Origin of the sequence: Acidovorax sp. NB1 (genome assembly GCF_005405905.1) — a bacterium.
Classification (GTDB): Bacteria; Pseudomonadota; Gammaproteobacteria; order Burkholderiales; family Burkholderiaceae_C; genus Acidovorax.
In genome coordinates, this window is the sequence record NZ_BJHU01000005.1 from 241704 (window position 1) to 254354 (window position 12651).

The following is a 12651-nucleotide window of genomic DNA, read 5'->3' on the forward strand; positions in this document are numbered from 1 at the left end:
TGGCTAGTGGTCAGCACGGGCACCGTCTCCGCCCCTTACTCCACACAGCGTTCTGCGCGGAGCCCTTCATCGCTGGGCTTTGTTCTTGAGTGTTTTGTGCAAGTATAACACAAATCCCTATTGAATTTGTCGGGATAAAAAACCAACAGGTCGCAATTTGGCCTGGATTGTATTTTCCGACCGTCACCTACCCGGTCACAAGGCCACCGAATCGCCTCCGTGCGCGCCAAACGCCTGATCCTTGAGCCGCGACAGCTGATCCCGCACGCGGGCCGCCTGCTCGAACTCCAGGTTGCGCGCATGCTCCAGCATGAGCTTCTCCAGTCGCTTGATCTCGCGCGCCACATCCTTCTCGGACATGTCCTCGACCTTGGCGCGCTGCAGGGCTTCCTGCTCCAGTCGCTCGGCATCCTTGCCCGCTTTTTCGCTGTAAACCCCGTCAATCAGGTCTCTTACCCGCTTGACAATGCTGCGCGGCGTGATTCCGTGGGCCTCGTTGTGTGCGATCTGCTTGATGCGGCGGCGTTCCGTCTCGCCCATGGCTTTTTTCATGGACTCGGTGATGCGGTCGGCATACAGGATGGCCTTGCCATTGAGATTGCGCGCCGCGCGGCCAATGGTCTGGATCAGGCTGCGCTCGGCGCGCAGGAAGCCTTCCTTGTCGGCGTCCAGGATGGCCACCAACGACACCTCGGGGATGTCCAGCCCCTCGCGCAGCAGGTTGATGCCCACCAGCACATCAAACGCGCCCAGGCGCAGGTCGCGGATGATCTCCACGCGCTCCACCGTGTCCACGTCGCTGTGCAGGTAGCGCACCTTCACGCCGTTGTCGGTGAGGTAGTCGGTGAGCTGCTCGGCCATGCGCTTGGTCAGCGTGGTGATGAGCACGCGCTCCTCCTTTTCCACGCGGATGCGGATTTCCTGCAGCACATCGTCCACCTGGTGGGTGGCGGGGCGCACCTCCACAATCGGGTCCACCAGGCCGGTGGGGCGCACCACCTGGTCCACGATCTGGCCGGAATGGGTCCGCTCATAGTCTGCCGGCGTGGCGGTCACAAAAATCACCTGGCGCATGCGCTGTTCGAACTCCTCGAACTTGAGCGGCCGGTTGTCCAGCGCTGAAGGCAGGCGAAAGCCGTACTCCACCAGCGTGGTCTTGCGCGCACGGTCGCCGTTGTACATGGCGCTGAGCTGGCCGATCATCTGGTGACTTTCATCCAGGAACATCAGCGCATCGCGGGGCATGTAGTCGGTGAGCGTGCTGGGCGGGTCGCCCGGCGCGGCGCCCGACAGGTGCCGGGTGTAGTTCTCGATGCCCTTGCAGTGCCCCACCTCGCTGAGCATTTCCAGGTCAAAGCGCGTGCGCTGCTCCAGGCGCTGAGCCTCCACCAGCTTGCCATCTGCCACCAGCTGCTGCAGGCGCTCGGCCAGTTCCAGCTTGATGGTTTCGACGGCGGCGAGCACCTTGTCGCGCGGTGTCACGTAATGGCTGCTGGGGTACACGGTAAAGCGCGGAATCTTCTGTTTGACGCGCCCCGTGAGCGGGTCGAACAGCTGCAGGCTCTCGATCTCATCGTCAAACAGCTCGATACGGATCGCCAGCTCGGAATGCTCGGCCGGGAACACGTCAATCGTGTCGCCTCGCACGCGGAACTTGCCGCGCGAAAAGTCCGCCTCGTTGCGCTGGTACTGCATGCGGATCAGCTGGGCAATCACGTCACGCTGCCCCAGCTTGTCGCCCACGCGCAGCGTCATCACCATGCGGTGGTAGCTCTCGGGCTCGCCAATGCCGTAGATGGCCGAGACGGTGGCCACGATCACCACATCGCGCCGCTCCATCAGGCTCTTGGTGCAAGACAGCCGCATCTGCTCGATGTGCTCGTTGATCGCGCTGTCCTTCTCGATGAACAGGTCGCGCTGCGGCACATAGGCCTCGGGCTGGTAGTAGTCGTAGTAGCTCACGAAATACTCCACGGCGTTCTTGGGGAAGAACTCGCGGAATTCGCTGTACAGCTGCGCGGCCAGCGTCTTGTTGGGCGCAAAGATGATGGCCGGGCGGCCCATGCGCGCGATCACATTGGCCATGGTGAAGGTCTTGCCCGAGCCCGTCACACCCAGCAAGGTCTGGAAGGTTTCGCCGTCATGCAGGCCCTCCACCAGCTTGGCAATGGCCTCGGGCTGGTCACCTGCGGGGGGATAGGGTTGAAACAGTTCGAAGGGGGAATCAGGGAAGCGGACGAACTCGCCGTCTTGCTTTTCAGTTATGACTTCGGTGATATCTGGCATGGGGCGTGGTCAACGGGTGGAGCAGGCCGCCCGTTAAAATCGGCGGAACCCGGCACAGTACACCACGCCCGGATTCTTCGCTACTGACAACCTTTCAAGGATTTTCATGTCTCTGTTCACCGCCGTCGAAATGGCCCCCCGCGACCCCATCCTGGGCCTCAACGAGCAATTCAACGCCGACACCAACCCCAACAAGGTCAATCTGGGTGTTGGCGTTTATTTCGACGACAACGGCAAGCTGCCCCTGCTGCAATGCGTGCAGGCCGCAGAAAAGACCATGATGTCCACCCCCACGGCCCGTGGCTACCTGCCCATCGACGGCATCGTGGCCTATGACAACGCCGTCAAGAGCCTGGTTTTCGGCGCCAACAGCGAACCCGTCACCTCCGGCCGCGTGGCCACGGTGCAGGCCATCGGCGGCACCGGCGGCCTGAAGATCGGTGCTGACTTCCTGAAAAAGGTCAGCCCCAGCGCCAAGGTGCTGATCTCCGACCCCAGCTGGGAAAACCACCGCGCGCTGTTCACCAACGCCGGTTTTGAAGTGGACACCTACGCGTACTACGACGCCGAAAAGCGCGGCGTGAACTTCGAAGGTTTCCTGGCCAGCCTGAATGCAGCCGTCCCCGGCACCATCGTTGTGCTGCACGCCTGCTGCCACAACCCCACCGGCTATGACATCACGCCCGCCCAGTGGGACCAGGTCATCGCCGCCGTCAAGGCCAAGGGCCTGACGCCCTTCCTCGACATGGCCTACCAGGGCTTCGGCCACGGCATCGCCGAAGACGGCGCCGTGATCGGCAAGTTCGTGGCCGCTGGCCTCACCTTCTTCGTCTCCACCTCGTTCTCCAAGAGCTTCAGCCTGTACGGCGAGCGCGTGGGCGGCCTGTCGGTGCTGTGCACGGACAAGGAAGAAGCCAGCCGCGTGCTGAGCCAGCTCAAGATCGTGATCCGCACCAACTACTCCAACCCACCCATCCACGGTGGCGCGGTGGTGGCCGCCGTGCTGAACAACCCCGAGCTGCGCGCGATGTGGGAAAAGGAACTGGCCGAAATGCGCGTGCGCATCAAGGCCATGCGCCAGAAGCTGGTCGATGGCCTCAAGGCCGCCGGTGTGAAGCAAGACATGAGCTTCATCACCACCCAGATCGGCATGTTCAGCTACTCCGGCCTGTCCAAGGACCAGATGGTGCGCCTGCGCAATGAATTCGGCGTGTATGGCACGGACACTGGCCGCATGTGCGTCGCTGCCCTGAACAGCAAGAACATCGACTACGTCTGCCAAGCCATTGCAAAGGTCGTCTGAGCGCGATGAGAAGGCGGCGCTTGCGCGCCGCTTTGTGAGCGAAACGCTCCAGAACCCGCACAACGCGGCCCTTCTGGAGCGTTTGCCGTTTCTGGGCCTGCCCGATGCGTGGCTGGTCGCGGGCTGCCTGTTCCAGACGGTGTGGAACCTGCGCTCTGGCCTGGCGCCCACGGCGCACATCAAGGACTACGACCTGTTTTACTTTGATGCATCGGATCTGTCCGAAGCGGCAGAACAGGCCGTTCAGGACCGCGCCACCGCCCTCTTTGCCGACCTGCCCATCACCGTCGAAGCCAAGAACCAAGCCCGCGTGCACCTCTGGTACGAGCGCTGGTTTGGTTACCCGTATGCGCCGCTGCAGTCCGCCCGCAACGGGATCGAGCGTTTTCTGGTGCCCTGCACCTGCGTGGGTTTGCAGCCTGGCAGCACGCCACTGGCCCCACCGTTGCTGTACGCCCCGTACGGCCTCGCGGAGCTGTATGCCGGGCTGATGCGCCCGAACCCGGCCTGCCCCCACCTGCCGCTGTTCCAGGCCAAGGCTGACAGTTACCGGGAGCGCTGGCCGTGGCTGACTATCCAGCCGATGTTGCCCGCCACTGGCACATTGCCTGATGGTTTTTAGCCTTTTTGGCCTCTACCGCCTGATGGATAAGCGTGAGTAGCTATCAATATCAGAGCAATTGACCAAAGCTGCGCCGTTGCAGCCCATCACCCCCACAGCACCGACCGCATCGAAATCGACGCCGACTGGTAGCCGGTGTTGAAGAAACGCGGCATTTCGCTGGCCTCCACCGCACCGGCGGCGTACAGCAGCGGCAGGTAGTGCTCATAAGTGGGATGTGCCTGCTGGGCCACGGCACCCAGCTTCTGGAAGTCTTGCAAGGCGCCCAGTTGACCCTTTTTGATCTGCTCCTGCACCACGGTGTCGAACTCGGTGGCCCAGTCGTAGGCTTCGTTGGCGGCCGATCCACGGCGGGATGCGCGCAGGTTGTGCACCACGTTGCCGCTGCCCACGATCAGCACGCCCCGCTCGCGCAGGGCCTTGAGCTGCTGGCCCAGCGCATAGTGCTCGGCCGGGGCGCGGCTGTAGTCCATGCTGAGCTGCATCACCGGGATGCGCGCCTGGGGAAACATGGGTTTGAGCACCGACCAGGTGCCGTGGTCCAGCCCCCACTCACCGTCGTCCACACCCAGCGCAGCGCCCGTGGCCGGTGATTTCAGCTCCTTGGCCAGGCTGCGCGCCACGGCCGGTGCGCCCGGCACCGGGTACTGCTGGTCAAACAGCGCCTGGGGGAAGCCACCAAAGTCGTGGATGGTCTTGGGGTTGGCCATGCCGGTCAGCTGCCAGCCGCCGCGCGTGAGCCAGTGGGCCGATACGCACAGGATGAGCTGCGGCTGCACCGCGCGCGCCATCAGCTCCGCACCCATGGCCTGCCAGCTGCGGCGCCAGGCGTTGTCCTCGATGGCGTTCATGGGGCTGCCATGGCCCACAAACAGCACCGGCATGCGGGGCGAGGGCTTGAGCGCCTGCAACGCAGGGGCCGTGGCGGCACTGCTCAGGGACGTGGTCATGAAAGCTCCCGGAAAGGCGGCCAGGCCCGTGAGGGCGGCCAAAGAGGTTCTGCGTTGCATGGATCAGGGAGCGTAACAAATTATGTATAACGCAGGGAGTGAGCCCGGGCGCGCCATGAAGTTCCGGCGCCGCCCCCTCCATTCAAAAACCACAATACCGAGACACCCTCCCACCCATGCCCACCGCCCTGCCCCAGCCCCTGCGCAACACCCGTGTCCTCAGCCTTGCCCTCAACCTGCCCGGCCCCGCCGCCCTGATGCGCTGCGTGCGCATGGGGGCCGACTGCACCAAGCTCGAACCTCCGCCCGCGCCGGGCTACCCCAGTTCCGACCCCATGGGCATCTACAGCCCCGCAGCCTATGCCACGCTGCACGATGGCGTGCGGGTGGTGCATGCCCACCTCAAGACCCCCGAGGGCCAGGCCACGCTGCACGCGGAGCTGGCCCGCGCTGATGTGCTGATCACTTCCTTCCGCCCCTCGGCGCTCACCAAGCTGGGCCTCGGCTGGGACGTTCTCCAGGCCAAATTCCCTCGTTTATCACTGGTTCGCATCGTGGGCGCAGCCGCCGAGCGGGCCGAAGAGCCCGGCCACGACCTCACCTACCTGGCCGATGCCGGCCTGGTGACCGGCACCGAGATGCCGCCCACGCTCTACGCCGACATGGGCGGCGCTCTGATGGCCAGCGAAGCCGTGCTGCAGGCCCTGCTGGAGCGCGCCCACACCGGCAGCGGCGTGTGCATCGAAGTGGCCCTGGCCGACGCCGCCGCCTGGCTGGCCCAGCCGCGCGACTGGGGCCTGACCACGCCCGATGGCGACGTGGGCGGCAACCACGCGGGCTATCGCATCTACCCCTGCGCCGACGGGCGTGTGGCCGTGGCTGCGCTGGAGCCGCACTTTGCTGCCAGCCTGTGCGCAGCCGCCGGCCTGCCTGCCACGGGCGACCCGCAGGTGCTGCGCGCCCCCGCCACCCACGCGGCCGTGGCGGCGTTCCTGCGCACGCAGACCCGTGCCCAGCTGGATGCGCTGGCGGTGGCGCAGGACATTCCCTTGCACACCCTGGCCTGAAGGCAGCCCGCCGCCGATGCAAAAACAAGGCACCGTCATCCGCTGGGACACCACGCGCGCGTTCGGCTTTATCCGCAGCCCCGAAACCTCTGCCGATGTGTTCTTTCATGTGCGGGACTACCAGGGCAGCGCAGCGCCCCGCGAGGGGCTGGCCGTGGTCTACGAAGAAATCCACGTGGGCGGCAAGGGCCCCCGGGCAATGGCGGTGCAGCCTGCGGCCCAGGCCGGCGGCGCAACCCGCCCAGCCGCCAGCGCGGCTACAACAGCGCCTCCGCGTAAGGCACCGCACGCGCGCGCCCCTGCATCGCCACCCGCCCCGCGCCGCGAGCGCCCGGCAAAAAAGCACCAGGAGGCCCATGCCCCTGCCCTGCCCACCCTGCTCCTGATGCTGGGCTGGGCCGCGCTGCTGGCCTGGGGCGTCTGGGCGGGCAGGCTCCCGCTGTGGTCACTGGGCGCTGCTGCGGCCATCAACCTCCTGACCTTTGTCACCTATGCCATGGACAAAAGCGCCGCACAAAGTGGCCGGTGGCGCACACCAGAAAAACACCTGCACCTGCTCAGCCTGGCAGGCGGCTGGCCGGGTGCGTGGTGCGCGCAGCAGTGGCTGCGGCACAAGTCGAGCAAGCAGGAGTTCCGCACCGTGTACTGGGCCACGGTGGTGCTGCATTGCGCAGCGCTGGCGGCATGGGTCGGCGGATGGCTGCGATAGCAGCCATCGAAATGCTTCTATTTTGATAGCACAAAGAGAATGATAGACGCGCGGTAACGGCCATTTTTGCTTGTATTTTGAGCACCCGGTGCACCTCCGAGGCCACAGCACAGGGACAGACACTGGGGGTCATTTCCGGCACCACACCAGTGGTGCCCCAGGGGCCCGGCAACTGCCGCTGCGCAGGCTGTGCGCCCTGCCTGAACAAACGGCGCTGGCACGCTAGCCCCACACGCTGGCAGCAGCAGATGGCTCTGCAAGCACTGCGGCCCCTTAGCCTGCCAAACTTTGCATGCGTCTGCCAAATGATCGCTATATAGTGGCCCGCAGGCACTGCACCACCCAACCAGCAGCCGGGCCCGGGAAGCCTTTTCCGGGCAGAGGCGACTTGCACAAGGCGCAGGCACAGCAAAGCAACAAATGCGCGCTGGCCATGAATCACCATGGCCAGCGCGCCTGGCAACGAAGCATGAGGCGGGGGACCATCCATGAATGTGTTGCAGCAGCCAGTCGAGCGAAAACCGGTGCCGCTGACCCTGCGGGTCACCTGGCCGTTCATCGTGATGGTGCTGCTGTTGGCCGCCTGCGCCACGGCCAGTCTGCAGGTCTTGTCCGGCGTGCGCGCCTTTGTGGCGGGCGAAAGCCTGTGGACCAAGGGCCAGAAGGACGCCATCTACCACCTGCACCAGTACGCAATCAATGGCTCGCCCCAGGCGTTTGACGGGTTCGCGCGTGCCATGGACATCCCCCTGGGCGACCGGACGGCGCGGCTGGCCCTGCAGCCCGGCCAGGTGCAGACGGATGTGGCGCGCGAGGGTTTTCTGCGCGGCGGCAACCACCCGGACGACATCGACAGCCTGATCTGGCTGCTGCGCTACTTCGACCACCTGGACCTGGTGAAAAAACCCGTGAGCCACTGGCTCATCGGCGATGAATACATCAACGCACTGCGCGAGCTGTCGCACGACATCCACCAGCACAACACCGACGGCACGGCAGACGCTGCCATGCGGCAGCGGTGGCTGGACACCATCCACCAGATCAACGCCGGTGTCACTCCCGTCGCCCGCAACTTCAGCGAGGCCCTGGGCGAAAGCTCGCGCCAGATCGTGCTGCTGCTGATGTGGACCAACATGGGCATGGCGGCTGTGCTGATCGTGCTGACCCTGTGGCACACCCACGGCCTGCTGGAGCAGCGCCGCCGCGCCGAACAGGCCCTGGAGGCCGAACGCGAGCAGGCCCGCACCACCCTGACCGCAATCGGCGACGGCGTGGTGACCACCAACACCCAAGGCCAGGTGGTCTACATGAACCCCGCCGCCGAGGCCCTGCTGGCCCGCCCGGCCACCGAGGCCAGGGGCCAGCCGCTGGCGCAGCTGCTGGTGTTTGACGGCGAGGCGCCGCCCCTGTCGGCCGACACGCTGGTGCAGAACATCCTGCGCAGCAGCAGCGCGGCCCTGGGCAACGTGCACACCACCCTGGTGCGGCCTGACCAGACCATCGTGCCGGTCAAGCTGGTGGGCTCGCCCATCCGCCACCGGGGAGCGCTCACCGGGGCTGTGCTGGTGCTGCACGACGTGACGCGCGAGCAGCACTACGTGGAGCAGCTGTCCTGGCAGGCCAGCCACGATGCGCTGACGGGCCTCGTGAACCGGCGCGAGTTCGAGCACCGGCTCGAAGCCCTGCTGGCCCAGCCCCGCCCCGTGGGCCGCGAAGGATCGCTGCTGTATGTGGACATGGACCAGTTCAAGCTCATCAACGACACCTGCGGCCACCAGGCGGGCGATGAAATGCTGCGCGAGGTCTGCCGCATGCTGCAAAGCCACCTGCGCGAGGGCGACACACTGGCCCGCCTGGGCGGCGACGAGTTCGGCATCCTGCTCAAGGACTGCCCGGCCGGGCCCTCCGCCCGCATTGCCGAACAGTTGCGCCAGGCCGGGCAGGAGCTGCGGCTGAACTGGGGTGGTCAGCAGCTGCGCACCGGGTTGTCCATCGGCATGGTGCAGCTCATCCCCGCGCTCACGTCCATCCAGGAGGCCATGCGCGTGGCCGACATGGCCTGCTACCGCGCCAAGGAAGGCGGGCGCAACCGCGTCTTCATCTACCAGACGGAAGACATCGAAATGAGCCGCCGCGAGGGCGAGATGGACTGGGTGCGGCGGCTGCGCCTGGCGCTGGAGCACAACCAGTTCCAGCTGCACGCCCAGGCGATTGCCCCCCTGCAGCCCAGCGGCGAAAGTGGCCTGCACATGGAGGTGCTGCTGCGCCTGCGCGACGACGATGGCCAGCTGATTGCGCCCGGCGCCTTCATCCCGGCGGCCGAGCACTACGGAATGATGACCTCCATCGACCGCTGGGTCATCCGCCACACGCTGGAGGCGCTGGCACAGCACCAGCCCCAGCCGGGCCAGCCGCCGGTGCACACCTGTGCCATCAACCTGTCAGGCACCAGCCTGGGGGACGACAGCCTGCTCAAGCTGATCCGCAGCGCGCTCGCCGAGTCGGGGGTGGACCCGCACATGCTGTGTTTCGAGATCACGGAAACCAGCGCCATCTCCCACCTGCCCAATGCCGTGCGGCTGATGAAGGAGCTGCAGCAGCTGGGCTGCCGCTTTGCGCTCGATGACTTTGGCGCGGGGATGTCGTCCTTCAACTACCTCAAGCACCTGCCGGTGGACTACCTCAAGATCGACGGCAGTTTTGTGAAGGACATGCTGCACGACCCCGCCAACCGGGCAATGGTGGAGATGATCCACCACATCGGCCACGTGATGGGCAAGCAGACGATTGCGGAGTTTGTCGAATCCCAGGCGATCGTGGAGGCCCTGCGGGAGATTGGCGTGGACTATGCGCAGGGCTATGCACTGGCGCGGCCCATGCCGCTGCAGGAGTATCTTGCCCTGGGCAGCGCCCCCAGGCCCGGGCCTGCGCAGGGTGCCGGTCCGGTGCAGGGCCACGCGCCGCCGCTCGGCGCGCCCTTCCCCCAGCAGCGCCAGGCCTGATGCGCCCTTGATAGGCCCAGGCGCGTTCCGCGCACCCAGCCTACTGAACCGGAGACATCGGCGCTCAGCGCGCTTTCTTGAATGCCTTGCCGTTGCCAGCGGGCTTGGTTTTTGCAGCAGAACCTGTCACACGCGGTGGCAGCCCGGTGTGCTGGGTCAGCATGCGCCCCGGCTGGGGGGCCGTGCCGCGAAAACGCACGTCGCCCTTGGGCTCATTCAGTTCCTGCGGGCGGGGCCGCAGGGCCACGGCCTTGCCGTCCTTGTTGATGGTGTAGCCGAGCCCGCCGCCGCCCGTGGACGCCGTGCTGTTCTTCTTGCGTGCGCTCTGGTAGCCGCCATCCGTCATCGGCTGGAAGGTCGGAATCAGGTGCTGCTTGCCGTTGCCGATCAAATCCGCGCGGCCCATGGCCTTGAGCGCCTCGCGCAGCAGCGGCCAGTTGTTCGGGTCGTGGTAGCGCAGGAAGGCCTTGTGCAGACGGCGGCGCTTCTCGCCGCGCACGATGTCCACCGACTCTTCGGCGGTGTCGCGCATCTGGCGGCGCACGCGGGTGAGCGTGTTGCGGCCCGAGTGGTACATGGCCGTGGCTGTGGCCATGGGGCTGGGGTAGAAGGTCTGCACCTGGTCGGCGCGGAAGCCGTTCTTCTTGAGCCAGATGGCGAGGTTCATCATGTCCTCGTCGCTGGTGCCCGGGTGCGCGGCGATGAAGTACGGGATCAGGAACTGCTTCTTGCCCGCCTCTTCGCTGAACTTCTCGAACATCTGCTTGAACTTGTCATAGCTGCCGATGCCCGGCTTCATCATCTTGGTGAGGGGGCCCTGCTCGGTGTGCTCGGGCGCAATCTTGAGGTAGCCACCCACATGGTGTTGCACCAGCTCCTTCACGTACTCGGGCGACTTCACGGCCAGGTCGTAGCGCAGGCCCGATCCGATCAGGATCTTCTTGATGCCCTTCAAGGCGCGGCCACGGCGGTAGATCTTGATCAGCGGGCCGTGGTCGGTCGTGAGGTTCTGGCAGATACCGGGGTACACGCAGCTCGGCTTGCGGCAGGCGGCTTCGATCTCTGGGCTGCGGCAGCCCAGGCGGTACATGTTGGCCGTGGGGCCGCCCAGGTCGCTGATGGTGCCGGTGAAGCCCTTGACCTTGTCGCGGATGTCTTCGATCTCCTGAATGATCGAATCCTCGGACCGGCTCTGGATGATCCGGCCTTCGTGCTCGGTGATAGAGCAGAAGGTGCAGCCGCCAAAGCAGCCACGCATGATGTTGATCGAGAAGCGGATCATCTCCCACGCGGGGATCTTGGTGCCGTGGTCGTGGCTGCCGTTCTCGTCGGCGTAGCTGGGGTGTGGGCCACGGGCGTAGTGCAGGTCGAACACATGGTCCATCTCGGCCGTGGTGAGCGGGATGGGCGGCGGGTTGATCCACACGTCGCGGGCCGTCACGCCCTCGCCGTGCGCCTGCACCAGCGCGCGCGCGTTGCCGGGGTTGGTCTCCAGGTGCAACACGCGGTTGGCGTGGGCGTAGAGCACGGGGTCGCTTTTCACCTGCTCGTAGCTGGGCAGGCGGATCACGCTCTTCTCGCGCGGCGGCACCTTGAGCTTGGCCTTGAGCGCTGGGTTGGCCACAAACAGCATGGGCTGGATCGCGGGGTTGGGCTCAGCTCTTTCTGGGCTTTTTTGGCCCTCACCGCCCGTTCCGCTTACCTTTTTAGCTACGGAATCAGGAGCATCCTCCTTGCTGCAGGTGCTACCTTGCGCGGCAGCCTGCTCGCTGGTGGTCATGTAGGGGTTGATGTGCGCTTCCACACGGCCGGGCTCGTCCACCGTGGTGGAGTCGATCTCAAACCAGCCCTTTCCGCTTTCGTCGTCGGGCCGGCGCACAAAGGCCGTGCCGCGCACGTCGGTGATCTGCTCCACCGGCTCGCGCGCCGCAATGCGGTGGGCCACTTCGACCAGCGCACGCTCAGCGTTGCCATAGAGCAGCAGGTCGCACTTGCTGTCCACCACGATGGAGCGGCGCACCTTATCGCTCCAGTAGTCGTAGTGGGCGATGCGGCGCAGGCTGCCTTCGATGCCGCCGAGGATGATGGGCACGTCCTTGTAGGCCTCGCGGCAGCGCTGGCTGTAGACGATGGCCGCGCGGTCGGGGCGCTTGCCGCCCACATCGCCGGGGGTGTAGGCGTCGTCGCTGCGGATCTTCCGGTCGGCGGTGTACCGGTTGATCATCGAATCCATGTTGCCCGCCGTCACGCCCCAGAACAGGTTGGGCTTGCCCAGTGCCTTGAAGGGCTCGGCGCTTTGCCAGTCGGGCTGGGCGATGATGCCCACGCGAAAGCCCTGGGCCTCCAGCGTGCGGCCGATCACGGCCATGCCGAAGCTCGGATGGTCCACATACGCATCGCCTGTGACCAGGATGATGTCGCAGCTGTCCCAGCCCAGTTTCTCCATCTCCGCGCGGCTCATCGGCAGGAACGGGGCCGTGCCAAAGCGCTTGGCCCAGTACGGACGGTAGCTGGTCAAGGGCTTTGCGGCGCGCGCAAAAAAGGAGACGTCAACGGGGGCGTTCATGCAAAGGGGGTCGCGGCCGCCCCCGGTGCGATGGGGGCCTTCGTGGGGCGCGTCTGTGGTGGATAACCCGCGATTTTACGTTGGCGGACGGTTTTTGTCGCCTTTGCAGCACTTGCCCCTCACTGTTACAGGCTTGATGGCCATCA

Annotated in this window: 8 protein-coding genes; 5 read left to right on the forward strand and 3 right to left on the reverse strand. The window is 65.6% G+C overall.

The genetic code is table 11. The features are described from left to right. Positions 1-195: 195 nt before the first annotated feature. The gene (gene uvrB, locus AvAM_RS02415; protein ID WP_137745563.1) at positions 196-2286 is read right to left on the reverse strand and encodes an excinuclease ABC subunit UvrB; all 2091 of its coding nucleotides are present in this window, start codon (positions 2284-2286) and stop codon (positions 196-198) included. Between the two features lie 106 nt (positions 2287-2392). On the opposite strand from uvrB, the gene AvAM_RS02420 reads away from it, so the two are divergent. Beyond that, positions 2393-3589: an amino acid aminotransferase gene (locus AvAM_RS02420; RefSeq protein WP_137745564.1), complete on the forward strand. Its 1197-nt coding sequence runs from the start codon at positions 2393-2395 to the stop codon at positions 3587-3589. Between the two features lie 34 nt (positions 3590-3623). Next, positions 3624-4211 (forward strand): nucleotidyltransferase family protein, encoded by a 588-nt coding sequence (locus tag AvAM_RS02425; RefSeq protein ID WP_249367888.1) that lies wholly within the window; start codon positions 3624-3626, stop codon positions 4209-4211. Between the two features lie 86 nt (positions 4212-4297). Here AvAM_RS02425 and ygiD read toward each other — a convergent pair whose 3' ends face one another. Next, positions 4298-5203, reverse strand: a complete 906-nt coding sequence (gene ygiD / locus AvAM_RS02430) for a 4,5-DOPA dioxygenase extradiol (protein WP_137745647.1) — start codon at positions 5201-5203, stop codon at positions 4298-4300. A 134-nt stretch (positions 5204-5337) separates the two neighbouring features. Between ygiD and AvAM_RS02435 the strand changes: the two genes are divergently transcribed. From AvAM_RS02435 to AvAM_RS02445, 3 genes are all read left to right on the forward strand, one after another. Then, positions 5338-6228: a CoA transferase gene (locus AvAM_RS02435; protein ID WP_137745566.1), complete on the forward strand. Its 891-nt coding sequence runs from the start codon at positions 5338-5340 to the stop codon at positions 6226-6228. Positions 6229-6244: 16 nt separating this feature from the next. Then, positions 6245-6937 (forward strand): cold shock and DUF1294 domain-containing protein, encoded by a 693-nt coding sequence (locus AvAM_RS02440; protein ID WP_137745567.1) that lies wholly within the window; start codon positions 6245-6247, stop codon positions 6935-6937. Between the two features lie 488 nt (positions 6938-7425). Further along, complete coding sequence (locus AvAM_RS02445) at positions 7426-9939, forward strand: EAL domain-containing protein (protein ID WP_249367890.1); 2514 nt, start codon at positions 7426-7428, stop codon at positions 9937-9939. Between the two features lie 64 nt (positions 9940-10003). On the opposite strand, the gene AvAM_RS02450 is transcribed toward AvAM_RS02445, so the two are convergent. Then, positions 10004-12505 carry a YgiQ family radical SAM protein gene (locus tag AvAM_RS02450; protein WP_137745568.1) on the reverse strand — a complete coding sequence of 834 codons (2502 nt, stop codon included), beginning with the start codon at positions 12503-12505 and terminating at the stop codon, positions 10004-10006. Between the last annotated feature and the right edge of the window lie 146 nt (positions 12506-12651).